Below are 26,242 nucleotides of genomic sequence, written 5' to 3'. Positions count from 1 at the left end.
CGCGCAGCGCTGCCTGCCAGGCCGACCCACCGACGGACGGGAGGCACGGTGCCAGCCGGCACCGTGCCTCCCGTCCGTCGTGTGGTCCGGTCAGTTCACCGGCCCCGTGTACTTCTCGCCGGGGCCCTTGCCGACCGGGTCCGGGATCGCCGACGCCTCGCGGAAGGCGAGCTGCAGCGACCGCAGTCCGTCGCGCAGCGGACGGGCGTGGTGGTCGCCGATCTCCGTCGCGGCCGCCGTGACGAGGCCGGCCAGGGCGGTGATGAGCTTCCGAGCCTCGTCCAGGTCGGTCTGCTCCTGCGGGTCGTCCGCGAGCCCGACCTTGACGGCGGCGGCGCTCAGCAGGTGCACCGCGACGGTGTTGATGAGCTCGACCGCGGGGACCTCTGCGATGTCGCGTGCCTCGTCGGCCCCGGTGGGCTCGTTCGGCGGGGTGTCGGTCACGGTGCTCCTCTGCTAGACTCGTCGGCGGCAGATGCTGTCCGTGTACCCTGGAACCTGTTCCAAGGTGGTCGAACGGCGTCGTAGAAGAGGAGTCTCTCCCACCCGCGGCCGTGCACCAAGGCTACCGGGTCCCACCGCTCCGCCGGCCCTTCGCTGGCAGGTCGTCCCGCAGGGGACGGCGTCGGGCGGCTGCCGAACGGGTTCCGATCCGTGCGTCAGATCTCCTCTCTCGTGCCGTCGTCCAGGGCAACAGCCCCGGACGGCCACCACCTGATTGAAGGAGCTCCGCATCACCGATCCCCGCACCAACGACCGAATCCGCGTTCCCGAGGTCCGACTCGTCGGCCCCCAGGGTGAGCAGGTCGGCGTTGTCCCGATCGCCATGGCCCTGCGTCTCGCGCAGGAAGCCGAACTGGATCTGGTCGAGGTCGCCCCGAACTCGAAGCCGCCCGTGGCCAAGATCATGGACTACGGCAAGTTCAAGTACGAGGCTGCGCAGAAGGCCAAGGAAGCCCGTCGCAACCAGGTGAACACGGACCTGAAGGAGGTCCGGTTCCGCCTGAAGATCGACGTGCACGACTACGAGACGAAGCGCAAGCGTGCCGAGGGGTTCCTCCTCGGTGGCGACAAGGTGAAGGCCATGATCCTCTTCCGCGGCCGCGAGCAGTCGCGTCCGGAGCAGGGCGTCCGTCTCCTCCAGAAGTTCGCCGAGGAGATCGCCGAGTTCGGTGTCGTCGAGTCGCGTCCGACCCAGGACGGCCGCAACATGACGATGATCATCGCCCCCCTCAAGAACAAGTCCGACGTCAAGGGCGAGCAGAACGCCAAGCGTGCTGCGCAGAAGGCCGAACGTCGCGCGACGGAGCACGCCGCGAAGGGCAAGGAGACCTCCGGGTCCTCCGAGTCCGAGCCGGCCGAGGCTCCCGCCGAGTAGGTCCTGGTGATCGCCCCCGCGGCGCTCCCCGAACCGCGATGACGCGGCCCACCCATCCACCCCACGGAAAGGCACCACGATGCCCAAGCAGAAGACCCACTCCGGGTCGAAGAAGCGCTTCAAGCTCACCGGCAGCGGCAAGATCATGAAGCAGCAGGCCGGTATGCGTCACAACCTCGAGGTCAAGAGCGCCAAGCGCAAGGCCCGCCTCAACGAGGACCAGGTCCTCGCCAAGGCCGACGCGAAGAACGTCAAGAAGCTTCTCGGCCACTGAGCCGGCGGAATCGTAAAGGAACGAAAACATGGCACGTGTAAAGAGAGCGGTCAACGCCGCCAAGAAGCGCCGCGTCATCCTCGAGCGCGCCGAGGGCTACCGCGGCCAGCGTTCGCGCCTGTACCGCAAGGCCAAGGAGCAGGTCACCCACTCCCTCGTCTACGCGTACCGGGACCGTCACGCGAAGAAGGGCGAGTTCCGTCGCCTCTGGATCCAGCGCATCAACGCCGCGTCGCGTGCGAACGGCCTGACCTACAACCGCCTCATCCAGGGCCTCGGCCTGGCCGGCGTCGAGGTCGACCGTCGCATCCTCGCGGACCTCGCGGTGAACAACCCCGAGACGTTCGCGGCGCTCGTCGAGACCGCCAAGAAGGCCCTGCCGGCCGACACCTCGGCCCCGAAGGCCGCGTAGTCACGCCAGCTCCCGAAGCCCCCGCTCCGTCCACGGAGCGGGGGCTTCGTGCATGCTGCGACACTTGGTCCGTGAGCGATCTCCTCGAGAACCCGAAGGCCGGCCGCGTCCGGGCCGTGGCCGCCCTGTCGAAGAAGGACGTCCGAGCCGACACCGGGCTGTTCCTGCTCGAGGGTCCGCAGGCCGTGCGCGAGGCGATCGAGTACCGTCCCGAGCTCCTCCGCGAGCTGTACGTCACGCCGACGGCCGCCGCGCGCTACGCGCTCGACGACGCGCCGGTCGACACCTGGTTCGTCACCGAGCAGGTGCTCGACACGATGGCGGACACCGTGACGCCGCAGGGCGTCGTCGCGGTCTGCCAGCAGTTCCCGACGTCGGTGCGCGAGGTCTTCCCGGACCCCGGCACGGTCGGACGGGAGGATCGTGGCGGGCTCCCGGGGATCGTCGCGATCCTGGAGCAGGTGCGCGACCCCGGCAACGCCGGCACGATCATCCGCGCCGCGGACGCCGCGGGCGCAGACGCCGTGGTGCTGACCGGGCGCTCCGTCGACCCGTACAACCCCAAGGTCGTCCGGTCGACCACCGGGTCGCTCTTCCACGTCCCGGTGTCGGTCGGGGTCTCGCTGCAGGACGCGGTCGCCCGCGCGAAGGCCCTCGGCTACACGGTCCTGGCGGCGGACGTGTCGGGCGACGACCTGCCCGACGTCCGGGCGGACGGGATGCTCGACGGGCCGACGGCGTGGGTCTTCGGGAACGAGGCCCGCGGGCTGACCAGCGAGGACCTGGCCCTGGTCGACCGGGCCGTGAAGGTCCCGATCTACGGCAAGGCGGAGTCGATGAACCTGGCGACCGCCGCGTCGGTGTGCCTGTACGAGAGCGCGTTCGCCCAGCGCACCGCGGCTTCCTCCTCCACAGGCGCCTGACCGCGGGGTCCGTCCACGGTCCGGGCGGTACAGGACGGCGGTATCCCATCGGCCGGTAGGCTTGGGCCTCGTGTCAGAACACCTCGAGATCAGCGAACCGGCCGTCGCCGCCGCCGTGGACGAGGCCCTCGCCGCCGTCCGTGCCGCGACGACCGTGGCGGAGCTGAAGCAGGCCCGGGCCGAGCACACCGGCGAGCAGTCCCCGCTCGCACGGATGAACGCGGCGATGCGCAGCGTCCCGAAGGAGCAGAAGGCCGCGGCCGGCAAGCTCGTCGGGCAGGCCCGTGGGCAGGTGAACCAGGCGATCGCCGCGCAGGAGAGCGTCCTGGCCGAGGCCGAGGAGCACGCGCGGCTCGAGGCCGAGCGCGTCGACGTCACCGCCCTGCCGAGCCGACGCACGCCGGGCTCGCGCCACCCGCTGTCGCTCCTCAACGAGACCGTCGCCGACATCTTCGTCGGCATGGGGTGGGAGGTGGCGGAGGGTCCCGAGCTCGAGCACGAGTGGTTCAACTTCGACGCACTGAACTTCGACCAGGACCACCCGGCCCGGGCGATGGCGGACACCGTCTTCGTCGAGCCGGTCGACCGGCACCTCGTGATGCGCACGCACACGTCGCCCGTCCAGGTCCGGTCGCTGCTCTCCCGCGAGCTGCCGCTGTACGTGATCGCCCCCGGACGCGTCTACCGCGCCGACGAGCTCGACGCGACGCACCTGCCGGTCTTCACCCAGGTCGAGGGCATCGCGATCGACAGGGGCCTGACGATGGCGCACCTCCGTGGCACGCTCGAGCACTTCGCCCGCCAGGTCTTCGGCGACGAAGCGCAGATCCGCCTGCGCCCGAACTACTTCCCGTTCACCGAGCCGAGCGCCGAGATGGACGTCTGGCAGCCGAACGCCAAGGGCGGTGCCCGCTGGGTCGAGTGGGGCGGCTGCGGCATGGTGAACCCCAACGTCCTGCGTGCCGCCGGGATCGACCCGGACGAGTACCAGGGCTTCGCGTTCGGGATGGGCATCGAGCGGACGCTGCAGTTCCGCAACGGCCTGAACGACATGCGTGACTTCCTCGAGGGCGACATCCGCTTCTCGCAGCAGTTCGGAACGGTGGTCTGATGCGCGTCCCAGTCCGTTGGCTCGGCGAGAGCGTCGACCTCCCCGACGACGTCAGCCTCGAGCACGTCCACGCCGCGCTGGTGTCGGTCGGCTTCGAGGAAGAAGCGGTCCACACCTTCGACCTCACCGGCCCGGTCGTGGTCGGCCGGGTGCTGTCGCGCGAGCCGGAGCCGCAGAAGAACGGCAAGACCATCAACTGGTGCCAGGTGGACGTCGGCGAGCCCGAGCCCCGCGGCATCGTCTGCGGCGCGCACAACTTCGACGTCGGTGACCTCGTCGTGGTCACGCTGCCCGGAGCCGTCCTGCCCGGACCGTTCCCGATCGCCGCGCGCAAGACCTACGGCCACGTGTCGGACGGCATGATCGCCTCGGCCCGTGAACTCGGGCTCGGTGACGAGCACGACGGCATCCTGCGCTTCGCCGACCTCGGCATGGAGCCCGAGGTCGGTGCGGACGCTATCGGCCTGCTCGGGCTCGACGACGCGGCGGTCGAGATCAACGTCACGCCGGACCGCGGCTACGCCATGAGCCTGCGCGGCGTCGCCCGCGAGTACGCCCACGCGACCGGCGCGACCTTCCACGACCCAGCAGAGCGCGTGACGCCCCGTTCCGGCGAGGGCTTCCGGGTCACGATCGACGACCGGGCGCCGATCCGCGGCCGCGTCGGTGCGCACACCTTCGTGACGCGCGTCGTCCGGGGTATCGACCCGGCGCGGACGACACCGGCGTGGATGGTGTCCCGCCTGGCCCTCGCCGGTGTGCGGTCGATCTCGCTGCCAGTCGACATCACGAACTACGTCATGTTCGAGCTCGGGCAGCCGCTGCACGGCTACGACCTCGCGAAGGTGCAGGGCGGACTCGGTGTCCGGCGTGCGACCGCGGGGGAGCAGCTCGTCACGCTCGACGACACCACCCGTACGCTCGACGCCGAGGACCTCGTCATCACCGACGACCAGGGGCCGGTCGGTCTCGCCGGTGTGATGGGCGGCGCGCGGACCGAGATCTCCGACACCACGACCGACGTCCTGATCGAGGCCGCCGGCTTCGACCAGGTGTCGATCGCGCGCACGGCCCGTCGCCACAAGCTGCCGAGCGAGGCCTCGAAGCGCTTCGAGCGCGGCGTCGACCCGCTCGTGGCCGAGGCCGCCGCGAACCGCGCGGTCGAGCTCCTCGTCGAGCTCGCCGGCGGTACCCCGGACGCCCTGGGCTCGACGCTCGTCGACACCACCCCGCGCCCGCTCGTCCCGATGCGGCTCCGTCGCCCCGCCGAGCTCATCGGCGTGGAGTACACCGACGCCGAGGTCATCGACACCCTCCGCGCGATCGGTGCCACGGTGAAGGCGGACGGTGAGCATCTCGCGGTCACCGCCCCGAGCTGGCGCCCCGACCTGACCGACGACACGACCCTGGTCGAGGAGGTCGCCCGGATCGTCGGGTACGGCCGCATCCCGAGCGTGCTCCCGGTGGCGCCGCCCGGACGTGGCCTCACCGCGCACCAGCGCGCCCGTCGTCGCGTCGCCGCGGCCCTCGCCTCGGCCGGTCTGTTCGAGGTCGTGACCGCGCCGTTCGTGTCCCGCGCCACGCAGGACGCGTACCCGGGCATCGACGGCACGGGCGGTCCGAGCGTCGTGCTCGCGAACGCGCTCGACAGCGAGCAGGACCTGCTCCGCCGCAGCGCCGTCCCCGCCCTCGTCGACGCGGCACGTCGGAACGTCTCCCGCGGACTCGTCGACGTCGCGCTCTACGAGACCTCCCGCGTCTTCCTGCCGGCGGCCGACACGGTGCTCGGCACGGACACGGTCCCGGCCGGGGCCGTCCGTCCCGACGCGGACGTGCTCGCCGCCCTCGACGCCGCGCTGCCCGCGCAGCCCTTCCACGTCGCGGCCCTGCTCACGGGCAACCGCGTCGTGAAGCAGCCCGGCGTGCAGCCCGAGCCGTACGGCATCGCGGACGCCCTCGACGTCGCCCGCACGGTCGCCTGGGCGGTCGGCGGTGTGGAGCTCTCGGTCGCACAGACGTCGCACCCGTCCCTGCACCCGGGACGGGCGGCATCCCTGCTCGTCGGTGACTCCGTGGTCGGCGTGGCCGGCGAGCTGCTGCCCGCGCTGACCGAGGCTGCGGTGCTGCCGCGGGTCGTCGCCGTCGTCGAGCTCGACCTCGACGCCCTCGTCGCCGCGGCGCCGGACCTGGCGTCGGTCGGACCGATCGTGTCGTACCCGGCGGCCACCCAGGACCTCTCCCTGGTCGTCGACGCGGACGTCCCTGCCGGTGACGTCCTCGCCGAGGTCCGCTCGGGCGCCGGCGAGCTGCTGGAGTATGCTCGGCTCGTGGACGACTACCGGGGCACCGGCGTGGACGAGGGACAGAAGTCCCTGACGTTCGCGCTGCGCTTCCGCGCCACGGACCGCACGCTGACCGCTGCCGAGGCCTCCGAGGCCCGTGACGGCGCCGTCCGACGTGCCGGCGAGCGATTCGGGGCGACCCTCCGCGACTGATCCCGACGGATCAGCACCGCGCGGGGCCGCCGCCTCCGACTCCCTCGACGACCAGTCCGACCAAAGGTGGAACCCATGTCCGTATCCGTCGCCGTGGCGGGAGCCTCCGGCTACGCGGGTGGTGAGCTCCTGCGCGTGCTCGCCGCCCATCCGGAGTTCGACGTCAGGACGGTGACCGCGTACTCCAACGCCGGTCAGCCGCTCATCGCGACCCAGCCGCACCTGCGATCGCTGGCCCACCTGACGCTCGTCGAGACGACCGCGGAGCACCTGCGCGGGCACGACGTGGTCTTCCTCGCGCTGCCGCACGGGCAGTCCGGGGCGATCACGGCGGAGCTGGACGAGGACACCCTCGTGGTGGACTGCGGTGCGGACCACCGGCTGACCGACCCCGCGGCGTGGGACGCGTTCTACGGCGGCGACTACCACGGCGCGTGGACGTACGGGCTGCCGGAGCTGCTGCACGCGGCGCCGACGCCGGGTTCGGCGGAGGAGTGGCGCGACGTCGACGACATCGCCGGCACCGGGCGCCAGCGCACCGAGCTCGCCGCGACGAAGCGCATCGCGGTCCCCGGGTGCAACGTGACAGCCGTCACCCTGGGCATCCAGCCGGGCGTCCAGGCCGGGCTCGTCGAGTCGGACGACATCGTCGCCGTGCTCAGCGTCGGGCCGAGCGGAGCGGGCAAGAAGCTCGCGACCACGTACCTGGCCTCCGAGATCATGGGCTCCGCGAGCGCGTACGCCGTCGGTGGGACCCACCGGCACATCCCGGAGATCCAGCAGAACCTGTTGGCCGCAGGGGCTGGCGACGTGACGATCTCGTTCACCCCCGTGCTCGTCCCGATGTCGCGGGGGATCCTCGCGACGACGACGGCCCGGCTCGCGCCCGGCGTGAGCGCCCGGGACGTCCGGCTGGCCTGGGAGCAGGCGTACGCGGACGAGCCGTTCGTGCACCTCCTGCCGCAGGGCGAGTTCCCGCGGACGGCCGACACCGTCGGCGCGAACACCTGCCTGGTCGGACTCGCCGTCGACGAGGCCGCCGGCCGCGTCGTCGCGGTCTCGGCCCTCGACAACCTCGCGAAGGGGACCGCCGGTGCCGCGGTCCAGTCCGCGAACATCGCCCTCGGCTTCCCCGAGACCCTGGGCCTCAGCGTGGACGGAGTCGCACCGTGACCGACGTGACCGAGACGGACGACGCAGGCACGAGCCTCCAGGGCGTGACCGCGGCAGCGGGGTTCCGCGCCGCGGGCGTGACCGCCGGTCTCAAGGAGAGCGGCAAGCCCGACGTCGCGCTCGTCGTCAACGACGGACCGGACGCCGCGGTGGCCGCGGTGTTCACCACGAACCGTGCGCAGGCGCACCCCGTGATCTGGTCGCGCCAGGTCGTCGGCGACGGGACCGCCCGCGCCGTCGTGCTGAACTCCGGCGGTGCGAACTGCTTCACCGGGCCGTTCGGCTTCCAGACCACCCACCTGACGGCCGAGGCCGTCGGCGACGCCCTCGGCGTCGGTGCGGGCGACGTCGTCGTCTGCTCGACCGGCCTCATCGGCCGCGGCGACCAGACCTTCCGCGACGGTGTGCTCCGCGGGGTCGACCTCGCAGCTGCCGCGCTGTCCGCGGACGGCGGGCCGGACGCCGCCGCGGCGATCATGACGACCGACACCCGCGCGAAGCAGTCGGTCGTGACCGAGGACGGCTGGACCGTCGGCGGCATGGCAAAGGGTGCGGGGATGCTCGCGCCGGGGCTCGCGACGATGCTCGTGGTGATCACCACGGACGCCGTGCAGACCCCGGCCCAGCTCGACGACGCCCTGCGCGCCGCGACCCGCGTCACCTTCGACCGCGTGGACTCCGACGGCTGCATGTCGACGAACGACACCGTCGTGCTGCTGTCGTCCGGCGCGAGCGGAGTCACCCCGGAGGTCGGTGACTTCCAGGAGGCACTGACGGCCGTCTGCGCGGACCTCGCCCGACAGCTCCAGCAGGACGCCGAGGGTGCGAGCCACGACATCACGATCGCGGTGACCGGCGCGGTGTCCGAGGACGACGCGGTCGAGGTCGGCCGGAGCGTCGCCCGGAACAACCTGTTCAAGGCCGCGGTGTTCGGCAACGACCCCAACTGGGGGCGGGTGCTCGCCGCGATCGGCACGACCGACGCCGAGTTCGACCCGTACGCCGTCGACGTGAGCATGAACGGCGTCCGGGTGTGCCACGCGGGCGCGCCCGACCGACCCGTCGACGAGGTCGACCTCAGCCCGCGCGAGACGCACGTGCTCATCGAGCTCGGGGTCGGTCCGCACGCCGCGACGATCCTGACGAACGACCTGACGCACGACTACGTCCACGAGAACAGCGCGTACTCCAGCTGATGAGCGACCTCACCAAGGAAGAAGAGCACGAGCTCGCCGCCGTCAAGGCCGCGACGCTCATCGAGTCCCTGCCGTGGCTGAAGCGGTTCTCCGGCAAGACGGTCGTCGTGAAGTTCGGCGGCAACGCCATGGTGAACGACGACCTGAAGCGCGCGTTCGCGGAGGACATGGTCTACCTCCGGTACGCCGGCCTGCACCCGGTCGTGGTGCACGGCGGCGGCCCGCAGATCTCCGCCGCACTCAAGGAGCAGGGCATCGAGTCCGAGTTCCGGGGCGGCTACCGGGTCACGACCACCGAGGCGATCACGGTCGTCCGCGAGGTCCTGGCCGGCGAGGTGAACCGCGAGATCGTCGACCTGATGAACGAGCACGGCGACGGCCTGGCGGTCGGGGTGTCCGGTGACGGCGGTTCGCTGTTCACCGGCGAGAAGAAGGGCGTCGTCGTGGACGGCGAGCACTTCGACCTCGGCCACGTCGGCGACATCACGCACGTCGACCCGTCCGGCGTCCTGGCCGCGATCGAAGCCGGCCGCATCCCGGTCGTGTCGAGCATCGCGATCGACGACGCCCACCCGGACCAGGCCCTCAACGTGAACGCCGACGCCGCGGCCGGCGCACTCGCGATCGCCCTCGGCGCCGCGAAGCTGCTCATGCTGACCGACGTGCCCGGCCTCTACCGCAACTGGCCGGACCGGGACTCGATCATCGACCTCATCGCGGTCGAGGAACTCCGGGAGCTCCTGCCGAGCCTCGAGTCCGGCATGATCCCGAAGATGACCGCGTGCCTGGACGCCGTGGTCGGCGGTGTCGGCGGTGCGACGATCATCGACGGTCGCATCCCGCACTCGATCCTGCTCGAGGTCTTCACCCTCCGCGGCGCGGGGACCGAGGTCATCCCGGACCCGAGCCGTCGCACCGAGAACCAGAACACCCACGCCGAGGTCGGCCGACGGGTCCCCGAGTCCGCAGCGGACCCGGGCCGGCACGCAGCCGACGCCGACACCACGCAGAAGGGGAACGAGCAGTGAGCACCGAGACGCAGACCCAGACCTGGAACGACCGGTTCGGGGCGTCGCTCATGCGATCCCTGCCCGCCCCGAAGATCATGCTCGAGCGTGGGAAGGGCTGCCGTGTCTGGGACGTCGACGGCAACGAGTACCTGGACTTCCTCGCCGGCATCGCGGTGAACTCCCTCGGCCACGCGCACCCGGCGCTCGTCGAGGCGGTCGCCGACCAGGCCGCCAAGCTCGTGCACGTCTCCAACTACTTCGCGACCCCGCCGCAGCTCGAGCTCGCCGAGCGGCTGAAGCGCATCACCGGCGCCGGGGACGCCGGACGCGTGTACTTCGGCAACTCCGGGGCCGAGGCGAACGAGGCCGCCTTCAAGCTCGCGCGCCTGAACAAGGGCGCCGACGGTCGCAAGACCCGCATCCTCGCGCTCAAGCAGGGCTTCCACGGCCGCACCATGGGCGCCCTCGCGCTGACCGGCAAGCCCGCGCTGCAGCAGGACTTCCTGCCGATGGTGGCCGGCGTGGACCACATCGACTCCACGGTCCAGGCACTCGAGGCCGCGATCGACGACACCGTGGCGGCCCTCATCGTCGAGCCGATCAAGGGCGAAGCCGGGGTGGTGGACCTGCCCGAGGGCTTCCTGCTCGCGGCCCGTCGCCTGACCGAGGAGCACGGCGTGCTGTTCATCCTCGACGAGATCCAGACCGGGGTCGGCCGGACCGGCAACTGGTTCACCTTCCAGGGCCACGGGTTCACGCCGGACGCGGTCACGATCGCCAAGGGCATCGCCGGGGGCTTCCCGATCGGCGCCCTCGTCACCTTCGGCTGGGCCTCGGAGCTCTTCTCCGCCGGGCAGCACGGGTCGACCTTCGGCGGGAACCCGCTCGGCACGCGGGTCGCGAACGCGGTCCTCGCGGAGATCGAGCGGGCCGACCTGGTCGCCGGTGCCGTCACGAAGGGCGAGCGCATCCGCGCCGGCATCGCGAGCCTCGGTTCGCCGCTGGTGGACGAGGTCCGCGGGACGGGTCTGCTCATCGGCGTCGGGCTGGCCGCCCCGGTCGCCGCCGCCGTCAACGCCGCCGCGCTCGAGCGCGGTCTCATCATCAACGCCCCGAACGAGTCGAGCCTGCGCATCGCGCCGCCGCTCATCGTGTCCGACGCCGAGATCGACGAGTTCGTGTCGATCCTCGGCCAGAGCCTCGCGGCCGTCGCCGTCCAGGAGACCTCAGCATGACCCGCCACTTCCTCCGGGACGACGACCTCACCCAGGCCGAGCAGTCCGCGATCCTCGACCTCGCCGCGCGCATGAAGGCCGACCGCTGGGGCGAGAAGCCGCTCGCCGGCCCGCAGTCGGTCGCGGTGATCTTCGACAAGTCGTCCACCCGCACCCGGGTGTCCTTCCACGTCGGGATCTCCGACCTCGGCGGCAGCCCGCTCGTGATCACCACGGCGAACAGCCAGCTCGGCGGCAAGGAGACCCCGTCGGACACGGCTCGCGTGCTCGAGCGCATGGTGTCGGCGATCGTGTGGCGCACCTACGCCCAGTCCGGGCTCGAGGAGATGGCCGAGGGTACCCGCGTGCCCGTCGTCAACGCGCTGTCCGACGACTTCCACCCGTGCCAGCTCCTCGCCGACCTGCTCACCATCCGCGAGCACCGCGGTGCCCTGGCCGGACAGACGGTCGCCTTCGTCGGCGACGGCGCGAGCAACATGGCGCAGTCGTACCTGCTCGCGGGTGCCACCGCCGGCATGCACGTCCGCGTCGCCGCCCCCGCGGCCTTCAGCCCGGAAGCCGTGGTCGTCAGCGACGCCGAGCGCCGAGCCGCCGAGACGGGCGGGTCGGTCCTCGTCGTGACGGACCCGGTCGCCGCGGTCGCCGATGCGGACGTCGTCGTGACCGACACATGGGTCTCGATGGGCAAGGAGGACGAGAAGCAGTCGCGCCTCGAGACCTTCGCGGGCTACCGCGTGGACGACGAACTGCTCGCGCACGCCGCGGACGACGCCGTCTTCATGCACTGCCTGCCGGCGGACCGTGGGTACGAGGTGACCGCAGAGGTCATCGACGGTCCGCGCAGCATCATCTGGGACGAGGCGGAGAACCGGCTGCACGCCCAGAAGGCCCTGCTCGCCTGGCTGCTCGCCGCCGCCTGATCCGCCCCGCGGCACCAGCCCCGCGGAGCCAGCCCCGCAGACCCCGTCCCGCCCGTCCGGAAGGAGCCCCGTGACCGACCGCATCGTCGTGGCGGCCTCAGCCGGCGTCGATCCCGCCGAGGCCGTCGCCCGGCTCGCCCACAGCGGCCCCGCGGACGACCACACTGCGCTCGGCCCGTCCGACCGCGAGGTCATCGCGCTCGTCGTCGACGTCGGCGGGCGGAGCCGCGACGTCGATCAGGTGCGGGACCGCGCCCGAGCGGCCGGAGCCGTCGACGCGATCGTCGTCGACGCGAAGACGGAGTACGCCGAGCGGTACGTGGTTCCCGCCCTGCGCGCGAACGCCCTCGACACGGGGCGCTCGCTCGTCCCCGCGCTCCGACGGCCCCTCGTCGCCGCCCACCTGGTGACGACCGCCCGGCAGCTCGGCGCCGGGCTGGTCGCACACGCGACGGCCGCCCCGGACGAGCCGGCCCTCGCCGCCCTGGTCGGCGGCGTGGACCCGGACCTCGAGGTCGTGCCGGTGCCGCCGGACGCGGTCCCGACGGGGGCGGAGCAGGACCTGTGGGGCCGACTCGTCCCGGCGACCGGCACGACCGGCCCGGCGGCGGGACCGCCGACCGGCACGGCGACCGACCCCGCGGACGACCCCTGGACCGCGCCGACCGACACCGGGTGGCTGCGCACGCAGGACCCCGTCACCGTCCCGGACCCCGACGAGGTCACCGTGACGTTCGAGCACGGCGTCCCCGTCGCCCTGGACGGTCAGCGCTTCGGGATCGTCCGGCTCCTGCAGGAACTCGACGCCCTCGCGGGACGGCACGGGATCGGCCGGCACGACGTGGTCGTGGACCTGCGTGACGGCCGCAAGGCCCGGCACGTCGCCGAGACCCCGGCCGCGACGGCCCTGACGGTCGCGCACCGGGACCTCGAACGGCTCACGCTCGAGCGGGACGTCGCCGTGTTCTCCCGCGGTGTCGAAGCCGAGTGGGCACGGCTCGTCGTCGACGGCGCATGGAACTCGGGGCTCCGCCGGGGCCTCGACGCGTTCCTGGAGCAGACCCAGCAGCACGTCTCCGGCGAGGTCCGGCTCCGGCTGCACGGCGGCGGAGCGGTGGTCACCGGACGCCGCTCGGAGCAGAGCCTCTACGACTTCGAGCTCGCCGCGGCCCCGGGTGCGACGAGCCTCGCCGACGCCTGGGCCCGCCCGGGCAGGACCGCCGCCCGACGCAACCGGGCCAACTGACCCCCCCCGACCAGCGCCCGGCCAGAGCACGACACGACCACTCCAGACCCCGCACCACCGAACGACGCAGGACGACATGAGCGACGCGAACCAGCCGACCAAGACCGACGCCACCAACACGGGCGCCCTCTGGGGTGCCCGCTTCGCCGACGGGCCGAGCGCCGAGCTCGCCGCGCTGTCCCGATCGACGCAGTTCGACTGGCAGCTCGCCCCGTACGACATCGCCGGGTCCCGGGCTCACGCCCGTGCCCTGCACACCGCTGGGTACCTGACCGCGGACGAACTCGAGCGGATGCTCGCGGGACTGGACCGCCTCGAGACCGCCCACGCCGACGGCTCGCTGCAGCCCGCGGACGGCGACGAGGACGTGCACGGCGCCCTCGAACGCCTGCTCATCGCCGACCTCGGCCCGGAGCTCGGCGGCAAGCTCCGCGCCGGCCGCAGCCGGAACGACCAGATCGCGACGCTGGGGCGCATGCACATGCTCGACCACGCGCGCCGGATCGGGCACCTCGTGATCGACCTGGTCGACGCGCTCAGCCAGCAGGCCAACGAGCACCCCGGCGCGATCATGCCCGGCCGGACCCACCTGCAGCACGCGCAGCCCGTGCTCCTCGCGCACCACCTGCTCGCGCACGCGTGGCCGCTCGTCCGCGACCTCGAACGCCTCCGCGACTGGGCCGACCGCGCGAGCGTCAGCCCGTACGGCGCCGGGGCCCTCGCCGGCAGCTCGCTCGGGCTCGACCCGACGGCCATCGCGCACGAGCTCGGCTTCGCCCGCCCGGCGGACAACTCGATCGACGCCACGGCCGCTCGCGACGTCGTCGCCGAGTTCGCGTTCGTGCTCGCGCAGGTCGGCATCGACGTCTCCCGCCTGGCCGAGGAGGTCATCCTCTGGAACACGAAGGAGTTCGGCTTCGTCCGGCTGCACGACGCGTTCTCGACCGGGTCGAGCATCATGCCGCAGAAGAAGAACCCGGACATCGCCGAGCTCGCACGCGGCAAGTCCGGGCGCCTCGTCGGCAACCTCACCGGGCTGCTCGCGACGCTGAAGGGCCTGCCGCTCGCGTACAACCGTGACCTGCAGGAGGACAAGGAGCCCGTGTTCGACTCGGTCGCGCAGCTCGAGGTCCTGCTCCCGGCGTTCACCGGCATGATCGCGACGCTCACCTTCGACACCGACCGCATGGCCGCCCTCGCGCCGCAGGGCTTCTCGCTCGCGACCGACGTCGCCGAGTGGCTCGTCCGCCAGGGGGTGCCGTTCCGTGACGCGCACGAGGTCTCCGGCGCCCTCGTGCGGCACTGCGAGGAACGCGGCATCGAGCTCGACGAGCCGACCGACGACGAGTACCGCGCGGTGTCCCCGCACCTCACGCCCGAGGTCCGCGGCGTCCTGACGATCGAGGGCAGCGTCGCGTCGCGGTCCGGCGTCGGCGGCACCGCGCCCGACCGGGTCGCCGAGCAGCTCGCGTCGCTGACCCGGCGCGTCCACGACCTCGCCGCGGGGGCGCCGTTCGCGCGATGACCTCGCCGCTCCACGCCCTGCTCGAGCTGCCGGCGCCGACCTCGGCGCCGGCGCTCCTCGGCGCGACGATCACGGGCAAGGGCGTCGCCCTCCGCATCACCGAGGTCGAGGCGTACTGGGGTCCTTCCGACCCGGGCTCGCACGGGCACCGCGGCATGACCGAGCGCAACCGGCACCTGTTCGGCGCCCCGGGGACCCTCTACGCCTACCGCTCGTACGGCATCCACACGTGCGTCAACGTCGTGAGCGGCCCCGAGGGCACCTCCTCGGGGTCGCTCCTGCGGGCCGCCGAGGTCGTGGACGGCGTCCCGGTAGCGCGTGGCCGCCGCGGTGACCGCCCGGCGGACACGGCGTTGGCCCGTGGCCCCGGCAACCTCGGCACCGCGCTCGGCGCGGTCCTCGGGACGGACGACGGCACGTCACTGCTCGACGGCTCCGGCCCCTACGTGCTCGCCCTGGCACCCGGCCTGGAGGCGCGGATCACCGCCGACGGGCCCGCTGCGGTCGTCGACGCGCTCCTGTCCGCAGGATCCGGCGCGGCCGGGCCGCGCATCGCGCGCGGGCCGCGGACGGGCGTCGGCGGCGTCGCCGGCGGCGCCGCCTTCCCCTGGCGCTTCTGGCTGGCGGGCGACCCCACGGTGTCCGCGTACCGACGACACAAGGGTGCCCTCGACTGACGGAGCCGCCCCGTGCCTCCAGTCCGGATCCCGGTGCGCGCCCGCGCGCCGCTACGATCGTCGTGTGTCCAGCGCAACCGATCACGATGTCCTGACACGTCAGCGGAACGACCCCACCTTCGCCTCGGTGTGGGACGAACTGCGCTGGCGTGGTCTGGTGCACGTCTCCACCGACGAGACGGCACTCAAGGAGGCCCTCGACGGCGAGCCGGTCACCTACTACTGCGGCTTCGACCCGACCGCCCCGTCGCTGCACTGCGGCAACCTGCTGCAGCTGCTGACCATGCGGCGGCTGCAGCTCGCCGGGCACCGGCCCCTCGCGCTCGTCGGCGGGTCGACCGGACTCATCGGTGACCCGCGCCCGACGGCAGAGCGCACGCTGAACACCCGCGAGACCGTCGCGGACTGGGTGTCGCGGCTGCAGGCCCAGGTGTCGCGGTTCCTCAGCGCGGACGGCGACAACGGCGTCCGGCTCGTGAACAACCTCGACTGGACGTCGCCGCTGACGGCGATCGACTTCCTGCGCGAGGTCGGCAAGTACTTCCGCGTCAACAGCATGCTCAAGAAGGACGCCGTCGCCGCGCGCCTGAACTCCGATGCGGGCATCAGCTACACGGAGTTCAGCTACCAGATCCTGCAGGGACTCGACTACCGCGAGCTGTACCGGCAGTACGGGTGCACGCTCCAGACGGGCGGCTCCGACCAGTGGGGCAACCTGACGTCGGGCACGGAACTGATCCGGCGGTCCGAGGGTGCCTCGGTGCACGCCATCGGGACGCCGCTCATCACGAACTCCGACGGCACGAAGTTCGGCAAGAGCGAGGGCAACGCGATCTGGCTCGACCCGGAGATGACGTCGCCGTACGCCTTCTACCAGTTCTGGCTCAACACCGCGGACGCGGACGTGATCGACCGGCTGCGGGAGTTCACGTTCCTGTCCCGCGAGGAGATCGAGCGGCTCGAGCGCGCCGTCGCCGACGAGCCCTTCCGACGCGAGGCCCAGCGGACGCTGGCGTACGACGTCACCGCGACCGTGCACGGGCACGACGCCACCCAGGCCGCGATCGACGCCTCGGCCGCGCTGTTCGGCAACGGCGACCTCGCGGCACTGGACGCGGAGACCCTGGGGGCCGCGGTGGCCGAGCTGCCCGGTTCGGTGGCACTCGAGGGTGACGCCGACGTGGCACGCGCCCTCGTCGAGACCGGACTCGTCAAGTCCCTGGGCGAGGCGCGACGCGCGATCGACCAGGGCGGTGTGTACGTGAACAACGCACGCGCCGAGGACGCGACCGCACCGCTGTCCGGGCTCGCGCTCCCCGGTGGCGTGGTCGTCCTGCGCCGGGGGAAGAAGACGCTCGCCGGCGTGACCCTGTCCTGATCGGATCCCGGAGCGTGTTGCAGAACGCGACACGCCCGGGAGCGGACACGGTTGGCGCTCGTCGGGATCCCTGCGTAGAGTTCTTACTCGTCACCCCAAAGGTGCGGCGGAGCGGCTGGAGCGAGAGCCCAGAGCCTGCCGGCCTCAAGCGGGGGCCATCCTCCACCGAAGTTCGATCCGTGTCTTGTGCTCGGTCGCTTCGACGCTTAGGATGAACACTCCACCGGCCCTCTCCCACGGGATGAGCCACAGGACCTCGGTCCGACGCGTTGCCGGTGACAACCAAGATCGAAAGCCCCTCTGTTGAGGTCCGGTGTTTGTCGGGCTGATTGGTGGGTGCGTCTGGTCCTTGAGAACTCAACAGCGTGCACATTGTCAATGCCAATTATTTTGACCCCGTGCGATCGTGGCTCTTTTGGGGGCCACGGTTGTCGGAGACAATTCCTTTTGGATTGAATTGATTGTCAGTAGACAGTCTTTACGGTCAGTTTCAACTCGCTGACACTTTCGGGTGTTGGTTGTATTTTTTTACGGAGAGTTTGATCCTGGCTCAGGACGAACGCTGGCGGCGTGCTTAACACATGCAAGTCGAACGATGATGCCCAGCTTGCTGGGTGGATTAGTGGCGAACGGGTGAGTAACACGTGAGTAACCTGCCCCTGACTCTGGGATAAGCGTTGGAAACGACGTCTAATACTGGATATGACTGCCGGCCGCATGGTCTGGTGGTGGAAAGATTTTTTGGTTGGGGATGGACTCGCGGCCTATCAGCTTGTTGGTGAGGTAATGGCTCACCAAGGCGACGACGGGTAGCCGGCCTGAGAGGGTGACCGGCCACACTGGGACTGAGACACGGCCCAGACTCCTACGGGAGGCAGCAGTGGGGAATATTGCACAATGGGCGAAAGCCTGATGCAGCAACGCCGCGTGAGGGATGACGGCCTTCGGGTTGTAAACCTCTTTTAGTAGGGAAGAAGCGTAAGTGACGGTACCTGCAGAAAAAGCACCGGCTAACTACGTGCCAGCAGCCGCGGTAATACGTAGGGTGCAAGCGTTGTCCGGAATTATTGGGCGTAAAGAGCTCGTAGGCGGTTTGTCGCGTCTGCTGTGAAATCCCGAGGCTCAACCTCGGGCTTGCAGTGGGTACGGGCAGACTAGAGTGCGGTAGGGGAGATTGGAATTCCTGGTGTAGCGGTGGAATGCGCAGATATCAGGAGGAACACCGATGGCGAAGGCAGATCTCTGGGCCGTAACTGACGCTGAGGAGCGAAAGCGTGGGGAGCGAACAGGATTAGATACCCTGGTAGTCCACGCCGTAAACGTTGGGCGCTAGATGTAGGGACCTTTCCACGGTTTCTGTGTCGTAGCTAACGCATTAAGCGCCCCGCCTGGGGAGTACGGCCGCAAGGCTAAAACTCAAAGGAATTGACGGGGGCCCGCACAAGCGGCGGAGCATGCGGATTAATTCGATGCAACGCGAAGAACCTTACCAAGGCTTGACATACACCGGAAACGGCCAGAGATGGTTGCCCCCTTGTGGTCGGTGTACAGGTGGTGCATGGTTGTCGTCAGCTCGTGTCGTGAGATGTTGGGTTAAGTCCCGCAACGAGCGCAACCCTCGTTCTATGTTGCCAGCGCGTTATGGCGGGGACTCATAGGAGACTGCCGGGGTCAACTCGGAGGAAGGTGGGGATGACGTCAAATCATCATGCCCCTTATGTCTTGGGCTTCACGCATGCTACAATGGCCGGTACAAAGGGCTGCGATACCGTAAGGTGGAGCGAATCCCAAAAAGCCGGTCTCAGTTCGGATTGAGGTCTGCAACTCGACCTCATGAAGTCGGAGTCGCTAGTAATCGCAGATCAGCAACGCTGCGGTGAATACGTTCCCGGGCCTTGTACACACCGCCCGTCAAGTCATGAAAGTCGGTAACACCCGAAGCCGGTGGCCTAACCCTTGTGGAAGGAGCCGTCGAAGGTGGGATCGGTGATTAGGACTAAGTCGTAACAAGGTAGCCGTACCGGAAGGTGCGGCTGGATCACCTCCTTTCTAAGGAGCATCTGGCTCGTCCCCGTGTCTGCAGTAGGCAGGTGTGGGGTGGGTCCAGGCGCCTGGTTCGGACCGAACGTGTCCGACGGGTAGCTCATGGGTGGAACATTGACAGTGCAGTCGGGAGCGCAGCTTCCGGCCCTAGTACGCCAGCTTGCTGGTTGGGACGGGTCGGTGGTGAGCGGGTCGGCTGGTGCACGTTGTTGGGTCCTGAGGGACCAGGCTTCCCGGTCGCTGCCCCAGTGTGGGTGGTGGTGCCGGGGGTTGAGCCGGCGGAGTGATCCGTCAGGGTTCTTCGGTGGGCCACATGATGGCAGGCGGTTTCGTCTGGTGGAGTGTGGTGCCGATCGTATGTTGAGAACTACACAGTGGACGCGAGCATCTTTGAAATCGCTTGCAATGGTTGGTCGGCCTTCGGGTGGGCTTGTCGTTGTGAGTGGATTGCAATTTTTAATCTTTGTGGTCAAGTTTCTAAGAGCAAACGGTGGATGCCTTGGCATCTGGAGCCGAAGAAGGACGTAGAAATCTGCGATAAGCCTCGGGGAGCTGATAATCGAGCTGTGAGCCGAGGATTTCCGAATGGGGAAACCCCGCCAGGCGCTTTTGTGACCTGGTGACTCCCGCCTGAATATATAGGGCGGGTAGAGGGAACGTGGGGAAGTGAAACATCTCAGTACCCACAGGAAGAGAAAACAACATGTGATTCCGTGAGTAGTGGCGAGCGAAAGCGGATGAGGCTAAACCGATCATGTGTGATAGCCGGCGGGCGTTGCATGGTCGGGGTTGTGGGACACGTCGCTCAGTTCTGCCGGACTGGGGCGGTTACAGCGCATCATAGTCGAACCGGTTTGAAAGCCGGGCCGTAGTGGGTGCCAGCCCCGTAGACGAAATGGTGTTATGGCCGGATGTGTATCCCAAGTAGCACGGGGCCCGAGAAATCCCGTGTGAATCTGTCAGGACCACCTGATAAGCCTAAATACTCCCAGATGACCGATAGCGGACAAGTACCGTGAGGGAAAGGTGAAAAGTACCCCGGGAGGGGAGTGAAATAGTACCTGAAACCGTTTGCTTACAAACCGTCGGAGCCTCCTTGTAGGGGTGACGGCGTGCCTTTTGAAGAATGAGCCTGCGAGTTAGTGATATGTGGCGAGGTTAACCCGTGTGGGGCAGCCGTAGCGAAAGCGAGTCTGAATAGGGCGATACAGTCGCATGTCCTAGACCCGAAGCGAAGTGATCTATCCATGGCCAGGTTGAAGCGACGGTAAGACGTCGTGGAGGACCGAACCCACTTCAGTTGAAAATGGAGGGGATGAGCTGTGGATAGGGGTGAAAGGCCAATCAAACTTCGTGATAGCTGGTTCTCTCCGAAATGCATTTAGGTGCAGCGTTGCGTGTTTCTCGCCGGAGGTAGAGCTACTGGATGGCCGATGGGCCTCAACAGGTTACTGACGTCAGCCAAACTCCGAATGCCGGTGAGTGAGAGCGCAGCAGTGAGACGGTGGGGGATAAGCTTCATCGTCGAGAGGGAAACAACCCAGACTACCAACTAAGGCCCCTAAGCGTGTGCTAAGTGGGAAAGGATGTGGAGTTGCACAGACAACCAGGAGGTTGGCTTAGAAGCAGCCACCCTTGAAAGAGTGCGTAATAGCTCACTGGTCAAGTGATTCCGCGCCGACAATGTAACGGGGCTCAAGCACACCGCCGAAGTTGTAGATTTCGCACACCGATTAGCCTTCGTGGTTCAGTCGTGCGGAGTGGTAGGAGAGCGTCGTGTGGCGAGTGAAGCGGCGGAGTAATCCAGCCGTGGACGCCACACGAGTGAGAATGCAGGCATGAGTAGCGAAAGACGGGTGAGAAACCCGTCCTCCGAAAGACCAAGGGTTCCAGGGCCAGGTTAATCCGCCCTGGGTAAGTCGGGACCTAAGGCGAGGCCGACAGGCGTAGTCGATGGACAACGGGTTGATATTCCCGTACCGGCGAACAACCGCCCAAGCTAATCCAGTGGTGCTAAGAGTCCTAACCCGGGCTTACCGGATCCCTTCGGGGTGATGGTGTCCGGTCTAACGCTCGACCCCATGCTGGTGCGGCTAGCGTATGAACAGGTGTGACGCAGGAAGGTAGCTGAGCCAGGCGATGGTATCCGTAAGGTGAACCTGGTGTAAGGATGTAGGGCTGACGATAGGCAAATCCGTCGTCTGTGTGCCTGAGATCCGACGCGTACCCGTTTGGGGAAATCAGTGATCCTATGCTGCCGAGAAAAGCATCGACGCGAGGTTGCAGCCGCCCGTACCCGAAACCGACTCAGGTGGTCAGGTAGAGAATACCAAGGAGATCGAGAGAATCGTGGTTAAGGAACTCGGCAAAATGCCCCCGTAACTTCGGGAGAAGGGGGGCCGGACACGTGATACGAACTTGCTTTGTTGAGCGTTGAAGGCCGCAGAGACCAGTGGGAAGCGACTGTTTACTAAAAACACAGGTCCGTGCGAAGTCGCAAGACGATGTATACGGACTGACGCCTGCCCGGTGCTGGAAGGTTAAGAGGAAGGGTTAGCCTTTGGGCGAAGCTCTGAATTTAAGCCCCAGTAAACGGCGGTGGTAACTATAACCATCCTAAGGTAGCGAAATTCCTTGTCGGGTAAGTTCCGACCTGCACGAATGGCGTAACGACTTCCCAGCTGTCTCAACCGCGAACTCGGCGAAATTGCACTACGAGTAAAGATGCTCGTTACGCGCAGCAGGACGGAAAGACCCCGTGACCTTTACTACAGTTTGGTATTGGTGTTCGGAGTGGCTTGTGTAGGATAGGTGGGAGACTGTGAAGCGGGCACGCTAGTGTTCGTGGAGTCATTGTTGAAATACCACTCTGGTCACTTTGGATGTCTAACGTAGGACCCTGATCGGGTTCATGGACAGTGCCTGATGGGTAGTTTAACTGGGGCGGTTGCCTCCCAAAGAGTAACGGAGGCGCCCAAAGGTTCCCTCAACCTGGTTGGCAATCAGGTGGCGAGTGTAAGTGCACAAGGGAGCTTGACTGTGAGACTGACAGGTCGAGCAGGGACGAAAGTCGGGACTAGTGATCCGGCAGTGGCTTGTGGAAGCGCTGTCGCTCAACGGATAAAAGGTACCTCGGGGATAACAGGCTGATCTTGCCCAAGAGTCCATATCGACGGCATGGTTTGGCACCTCGATGTCGGCTCGTCGCATCCTGGGGCTGGAGTAGGTCCCAAGGGTTGGGCTGTTCGCCCATTAAAGCGGTACGCGAGCTGGGTTTAGAACGTCGTGAGACAGTTCGGTCCCTATCCGCTGCGCGCGTTGGAAATTTGAGAAGATCTATCCCTAGTACGAGAGGACCGGGATGGACGAACCTCTGGTGTGTCAGTTGTTCTGCCAAGGGCACCGCTGATTAGCTACGTTCGGACCGGATAACCGCTGAAAGCATCTAAGCGGGAAGCCGTCTTCGAGATGAGATTTCCATGCACCTTGAGTGTGAGAGGCTCCCAGCAGACTACTGGGTTGATAGGCCGGATGTGGAAGCGGGGACTAACGACCCGTGGAGCTGACCGGTACTAATAAGCCGAAGACTTGACAACACACTTTTTACCCACACCATTCGTGGTGTGGGGCTCGCGTCCACTTTGTGGTTCCCGACAGACGATCGGGAACATGAAACTGAACACCGCGCATGCGCGGGACAGCTTTCTTGATCCGATGGGTCAAGTCGAAGGTGTTCCGGTGGTCATAGCGAGAGGGAAACGCCCGGTCACATTCCGAACCCGGAAGCTAAGCCTCTCAGCGCCGATGGTACTGCAAGGGGGACCTTGTGGGAGAGTAGGACGCCGCCGGACTCAACGTTGGTAACACCAGGGAACCCCTGACCATGACTGGTCAGGGGTTTCCTGCGTTAACGGGGAAGTTGTCGCCCGGCAGCCAGGACGTCATCATCGATGCATGACGCACTTGGGGGACCTGTTCATCGACGAGCCCACCGCCTGGGGGAGTCGTGGCGATCCGTGGCTGTGGCGGGAGCTCGGCGATCGTTTCGCCGGCGTCGCGTTGCCCGCGCGTCGGGGGGCTCTGGCCGCTGCGATCCGACGTGCTGCCGCTGACGCGATCGGGGCGCCGCTGACGTCGCCGGACCCGGCGTCGGTTTTCGTCGAGCGGTTCGCCCACGGCGGGATGTCGTCCGGGATGGTGTCGCTGGCGTGGTGGCGGGAGACGGGGCTGCCGGTCTTGCTCGAGCGGGCGGGCTTCTCAGGCGACGCCGTCCGCCTGCGGGTCACGTACGAGGACGACTGGGCCGCGGTGCGTGACCTGCGGCTCCGCAATGCGTCGGAGAACCCGATCGCGTACGGTGCGACGTTCGTGACGACGCTCGGGATGACGGAGGACGACTGGCGGCTCCGCGCACGACGTGGGACCGCAGCGGACAGCACGAGCGTCGTGGCGGTCGCTGAGGACGGGCGCTGGCTCGGGATGATGGCCTGCCAGTCCGCCGTCGAGGGCGATGTGCTGCTCACGGGGGTGTACGTCGAACCGGATGCCCGAGGACCAGTACTGGGCGTCGCGGACGAACTGCTCGGTGAAGTCCTGGCGTGGGCATCGATGCACGGCGACCGGATGCGCCTGTGGGTCGATGCCGGCCGCGGTGGCACCCCTGCAAGATCCTTCTACGCGCGCAACGAGTTCCACGCGTCCGGGGCCCGGCAACCGCTGCAGGACGCGTTCTCCGGGGAGCAACTCGAGATGGTCCGGAGGACCGCGGGATGAGGCTGCGTCAGCAGCGGCGGAACCGGATCCTGCGGTCGATGCGCGTTCATCGGCGGGACGGGGCGGGTGGCGTCGGCTCCCGCTCGTCGCGCTTCCTGCTCGAGGTCGAGCGCGATCCTGGGTCTCCGGTCGGGGAGTGGCTCGTCCCGGAGCTGAGCACGAGGTCGGCGGACGTCCGTGGCAACCAGTACCGAGGCCGGGTGGTACGTCGGCGGTCCTGACCGGCGGTGAGGGTCGAGATGACGCGACCCACGACCGGTACCCCGATCCCCGGAGATCTGCAGGGAAGTCGGGCACGACACGCCCGGGAGTGAGCACGGTTGGCGATGGCGGGATGTGCCGCGTAAGGTTGTACCTCGTTGCCGCTGAGGCGGAGAACGGAACGGCCGGTTGGTTCGGTTCCGAGTCTCGCCCGGGCAGCGAACTTCCAGCCCCTCTGTTGAGGTCCGGTGTTTGTCGGGCTGATTGGTGGGTGCGTCTGGTCCTTGAGAACTCAACAGCGTGCACATTGTCAATGCCAATTATTTTGACCCCGTGCGATCGTGGCTCTTTTGGGGGCCACGGTTGTCGGAGACAATTCCTTTTGGATTGAATTGATTGTCAGTAGACAGTCTTTACGGTCAGTTTCAACTCGCTGACACTTTCGGGTGTTGGTTGTATTTTTTTACGGAGAGTTTGATCCTGGCTCAGGACGAACGCTGGCGGCGTGCTTAACACATGCAAGTCGAACGATGATGCCCAGCTTGCTGGGTGGATTAGTGGCGAACGGGTGAGTAACACGTGAGTAACCTGCCCCTGACTCTGGGATAAGCGTTGGAAACGACGTCTAATACTGGATATGACTGCTGGCCGCATGGTCTGGTGGTGGAAAGATTTTTTGGTTGGGGATGGACTCGCGGCCTATCAGCTTGTTGGTGAGGTAATGGCTCACCAAGGCGACGACGGGTAGCCGGCCTGAGAGGGTGACCGGCCACACTGGGACTGAGACACGGCCCAGACTCCTACGGGAGGCAGCAGTGGGGAATATTGCACAATGGGCGAAAGCCTGATGCAGCAACGCCGCGTGAGGGATGACGGCCTTCGGGTTGTAAACCTCTTTTAGTAGGGAAGAAGCGTAAGTGACGGTACCTGCAGAAAAAGCACCGGCTAACTACGTGCCAGCAGCCGCGGTAATACGTAGGGTGCAAGCGTTGTCCGGAATTATTGGGCGTAAAGAGCTCGTAGGCGGTTTGTCGCGTCTGCTGTGAAATCCCGAGGCTCAACCTCGGGCTTGCAGTGGGTACGGGCAGACTAGAGTGCGGTAGGGGAGATTGGAATTCCTGGTGTAGCGGTGGAATGCGCAGATATCAGGAGGAACACCGATGGCGAAGGCAGATCTCTGGGCCGTAACTGACGCTGAGGAGCGAAAGCGTGGGGAGCGAACAGGATTAGATACCCTGGTAGTCCACGCCGTAAACGTTGGGCGCTAGATGTAGGGACCTTTCCACGGTTTCTGTGTCGTAGCTAACGCATTAAGCGCCCCGCCTGGGGAGTACGGCCGCAAGGCTAAAACTCAAAGGAATTGACGGGGGCCCGCACAAGCGGCGGAGCATGCGGATTAATTCGATGCAACGCGAAGAACCTTACCAAGGCTTGACATACACCGGAAACGGCCAGAGATGGTTGCCCCCTTGTGGTCGGTGTACAGGTGGTGCATGGTTGTCGTCAGCTCGTGTCGTGAGATGTTGGGTTAAGTCCCGCAACGAGCGCAACCCTCGTTCTATGTTGCCAGCGCGTTATGGCGGGGACTCATAGGAGACTGCCGGGGTCAACTCGGAGGAAGGTGGGGATGACGTCAAATCATCATGCCCCTTATGTCTTGGGCTTCACGCATGCTACAATGGCCGGTACAAAGGGCTGCGATACCGTAAGGTGGAGCGAATCCCAAAAAGCCGGTCTCAGTTCGGATTGAGGTCTGCAACTCGACCTCGTGAAGTCGGAGTCGCTAGTAATCGCAGATCAGCAACGCTGCGGTGAATACGTTCCCGGGCCTTGTACACACCGCCCGTCAAGTCATGAAAGTCGGTAACACCCGAAGCCGGTGGCCTAACCCTTGTGGAAGGAGCCGTCGAAGGTGGGATCGGTGATTAGGACTAAGTCGTAACAAGGTAGCCGTACCGGAAGGTGCGGCTGGATCACCTCCTTTCTAAGGAGCATCTGGCTCGTCCCCGTGTCTGCAGTAGGCAGGTGTGGGGTGGGTCCAGGCGCCTGGTTCGGACCGAACGTGTCCGACGGGTAGCTCATGGGTGGAACATTGACAGTGCAGTCGGGAGCGCAGCTTCCGGCCCTAGTACGCCAGCTTGCTGGTTGGGACGGGTCGGTGGTGAGCGGGTCGGCTGGTGCACGTTGTTGGGTCCTGAGGGACCAGGCTTCCCGGTCGCTGCCCCAGTGTGGGTGGTGGTGCCGGGGGTTGAGCCGGCGGAGTGATCCGTCA

The 26,242-nt window shown here is 67.5% G+C and carries 17 protein-coding genes and 4 rRNA genes; 20 read left to right on the top strand and 1 reads right to left on the bottom strand.

Annotated features, from left to right (window positions below; translation table 11 throughout):
- Positions 1 to 90: 90 nt before the first annotated feature.
- Positions 91 to 444, bottom strand: a complete 354-nt coding sequence (locus FB462_RS15740) for a DUF1844 domain-containing protein (protein ID WP_058742096.1) — start codon at positions 442 to 444, stop codon at positions 91 to 93.
- Between the two features lie 274 nt (positions 445 to 718).
- Here FB462_RS15740 and infC point away from each other — a divergent pair, with 274 nt between their 5' ends.
- The 20 genes from infC to FB462_RS15640 all read left to right on the top strand — a co-directional run bounded on the left by infC (position 719) and on the right by FB462_RS15640 (position 25,954).
- Positions 719 to 1,378 (top strand): translation initiation factor IF-3, encoded by a 660-nt coding sequence (gene infC / locus FB462_RS15735; protein ID WP_083519974.1) that lies wholly within the window; start codon positions 719 to 721, stop codon positions 1,376 to 1,378.
- 79 nt (positions 1,379 to 1,457) lie between these two features.
- Positions 1,458 to 1,652 carry a 50S ribosomal protein L35 gene (rpmI, locus tag FB462_RS15730; RefSeq protein ID WP_058742097.1) on the top strand — a complete coding sequence of 65 codons (195 nt, stop codon included), beginning with the start codon at positions 1,458 to 1,460 and terminating at the stop codon, positions 1,650 to 1,652.
- 28 nt (positions 1,653 to 1,680) lie between these two features.
- Positions 1,681 to 2,064: a 50S ribosomal protein L20 gene (gene rplT, locus FB462_RS15725; protein WP_022908516.1), complete on the top strand. Its 384-nt coding sequence runs from the start codon at positions 1,681 to 1,683 to the stop codon at positions 2,062 to 2,064.
- A gap of 71 nt (positions 2,065 to 2,135) precedes the next feature.
- Positions 2,136 to 2,987 (top strand): TrmH family RNA methyltransferase, encoded by an 852-nt coding sequence (locus tag FB462_RS15720; RefSeq protein ID WP_114849514.1) that lies wholly within the window; start codon positions 2,136 to 2,138, stop codon positions 2,985 to 2,987.
- Between the two features lie 70 nt (positions 2,988 to 3,057).
- Entirely contained in the window at positions 3,058 to 4,098 is a 1,041-nt protein-coding gene (pheS, locus tag FB462_RS15715) for a phenylalanine--tRNA ligase subunit alpha (protein ID WP_114849564.1), read from the top strand.
- Positions 4,098 to 6,593 (top strand): phenylalanine--tRNA ligase subunit beta, encoded by a 2,496-nt coding sequence (gene pheT, locus FB462_RS15710; protein ID WP_141862914.1) that lies wholly within the window; start codon positions 4,098 to 4,100, stop codon positions 6,591 to 6,593. The genes pheS and pheT overlap by 1 nt, the downstream gene beginning before the upstream one ends.
- 75 nt (positions 6,594 to 6,668) lie before the next feature.
- On the top strand, positions 6,669 to 7,766 hold the full coding sequence (locus tag FB462_RS15705) for an N-acetyl-gamma-glutamyl-phosphate reductase (protein WP_141862912.1): 1,098 nt from the start codon (positions 6,669 to 6,671) through the stop codon (positions 7,764 to 7,766).
- On the top strand, positions 7,763 to 8,962 hold the full coding sequence (gene argJ / locus FB462_RS15700) for a bifunctional glutamate N-acetyltransferase/amino-acid acetyltransferase ArgJ (RefSeq protein ID WP_244289142.1): 1,200 nt from the start codon (positions 7,763 to 7,765) through the stop codon (positions 8,960 to 8,962). The genes FB462_RS15705 and argJ overlap by 4 nt, the downstream gene beginning before the upstream one ends.
- Entirely contained in the window at positions 8,962 to 9,990 is a 1,029-nt protein-coding gene (gene argB, locus FB462_RS15695; RefSeq protein WP_141862910.1) for an acetylglutamate kinase, read from the top strand. The genes argJ and argB overlap by 1 nt, the downstream gene beginning before the upstream one ends.
- Entirely contained in the window at positions 9,987 to 11,207 is a 1,221-nt protein-coding gene (locus tag FB462_RS15690; RefSeq protein ID WP_141862908.1) for an acetylornithine transaminase, read from the top strand. Before argB ends, FB462_RS15690 begins: the two co-directional genes overlap by 4 nt.
- The gene (gene argF / locus FB462_RS15685; protein WP_114849518.1) at positions 11,204 to 12,127 is read left to right on the top strand and encodes an ornithine carbamoyltransferase; all 924 of its coding nucleotides are present in this window, start codon (positions 11,204 to 11,206) and stop codon (positions 12,125 to 12,127) included. Before FB462_RS15690 ends, argF begins: the two co-directional genes overlap by 4 nt.
- Before the next feature lie 70 nt (positions 12,128 to 12,197).
- On the top strand, positions 12,198 to 13,373 hold the full coding sequence (locus FB462_RS15680) for an argininosuccinate synthase domain-containing protein (RefSeq protein ID WP_141862906.1): 1,176 nt from the start codon (positions 12,198 to 12,200) through the stop codon (positions 13,371 to 13,373).
- A 76-nt stretch (positions 13,374 to 13,449) separates the two neighbouring features.
- Positions 13,450 to 14,898 (top strand): argininosuccinate lyase, encoded by a 1,449-nt coding sequence (gene argH, locus FB462_RS15675; RefSeq protein ID WP_141862904.1) that lies wholly within the window; start codon positions 13,450 to 13,452, stop codon positions 14,896 to 14,898.
- On the top strand, positions 14,895 to 15,575 hold the full coding sequence (locus tag FB462_RS15670) for a DNA-3-methyladenine glycosylase (RefSeq protein ID WP_114849521.1): 681 nt from the start codon (positions 14,895 to 14,897) through the stop codon (positions 15,573 to 15,575). The genes argH and FB462_RS15670 overlap by 4 nt, the downstream gene beginning before the upstream one ends.
- A 64-nt stretch (positions 15,576 to 15,639) precedes the next feature.
- On the top strand, positions 15,640 to 16,953 hold the full coding sequence (tyrS, locus tag FB462_RS15665) for a tyrosine--tRNA ligase (RefSeq protein WP_114849522.1): 1,314 nt from the start codon (positions 15,640 to 15,642) through the stop codon (positions 16,951 to 16,953).
- Between the two features lie 527 nt (positions 16,954 to 17,480).
- Positions 17,481 to 19,002: ribosomal RNA gene (locus tag FB462_RS15660) — 16S ribosomal RNA — on the top strand.
- A 461-nt stretch (positions 19,003 to 19,463) separates the two neighbouring features.
- A 23S ribosomal RNA gene (locus FB462_RS15655) occupies positions 19,464 to 22,592 on the top strand.
- 138 nt (positions 22,593 to 22,730) lie between these two features.
- A 5S ribosomal RNA gene (rrf, locus tag FB462_RS15650) occupies positions 22,731 to 22,847 on the top strand.
- A 103-nt stretch (positions 22,848 to 22,950) separates the two neighbouring features.
- On the top strand, positions 22,951 to 23,769 hold the full coding sequence (locus FB462_RS17575; protein WP_188868886.1) for a GNAT family N-acetyltransferase: 819 nt from the start codon (positions 22,951 to 22,953) through the stop codon (positions 23,767 to 23,769).
- Positions 23,770 to 24,432: 663 nt separating this feature from the next.
- A 16S ribosomal RNA gene (locus FB462_RS15640) occupies positions 24,433 to 25,954 on the top strand.
- Together the 16S, 23S and 5S rRNA genes form the textbook arrangement of a ribosomal RNA operon.
- Positions 25,955 to 26,242: the final 288 nt, after the last annotated feature.

This window comes from Curtobacterium citreum, from assembly GCF_006715175.1.
Taxonomy (GTDB): Bacteria; Actinomycetota; Actinomycetes; order Actinomycetales; family Microbacteriaceae; genus Curtobacterium; species Curtobacterium citreum.
This window is presented reverse-complemented; position numbering and strand designations above follow the sequence as displayed.

Coding starts and splice junctions, on each gene's coding strand:
- FB462_RS15670 (WP_114849521.1), top strand. CDS start 14,895: ATGACCTCGCCGCTCCACGCCCTGCTCGAGCTGCCGGCGCCGACCTCG.
- argB (WP_141862910.1), top strand. CDS start 8,962: ATGAGCGACCTCACCAAGGAAGAAGAGCACGAGCTCGCCGCCGTCAAG.
- argF (WP_114849518.1), top strand. CDS start 11,204: ATGACCCGCCACTTCCTCCGGGACGACGACCTCACCCAGGCCGAGCAG.
- rplT (WP_022908516.1), top strand. CDS start 1,681: ATGGCACGTGTAAAGAGAGCGGTCAACGCCGCCAAGAAGCGCCGCGTC.
- rpmI (WP_058742097.1), top strand. CDS start 1,458: ATGCCCAAGCAGAAGACCCACTCCGGGTCGAAGAAGCGCTTCAAGCTC.
- FB462_RS17575 (WP_188868886.1), top strand. CDS start 22,951: ATGACGCACTTGGGGGACCTGTTCATCGACGAGCCCACCGCCTGGGGG.
- pheT (WP_141862914.1), top strand. CDS start 4,098: ATGCGCGTCCCAGTCCGTTGGCTCGGCGAGAGCGTCGACCTCCCCGAC.
- FB462_RS15705 (WP_141862912.1), top strand. CDS start 6,669: ATGTCCGTATCCGTCGCCGTGGCGGGAGCCTCCGGCTACGCGGGTGGT.
- argH (WP_141862904.1), top strand. CDS start 13,450: ATGAGCGACGCGAACCAGCCGACCAAGACCGACGCCACCAACACGGGC.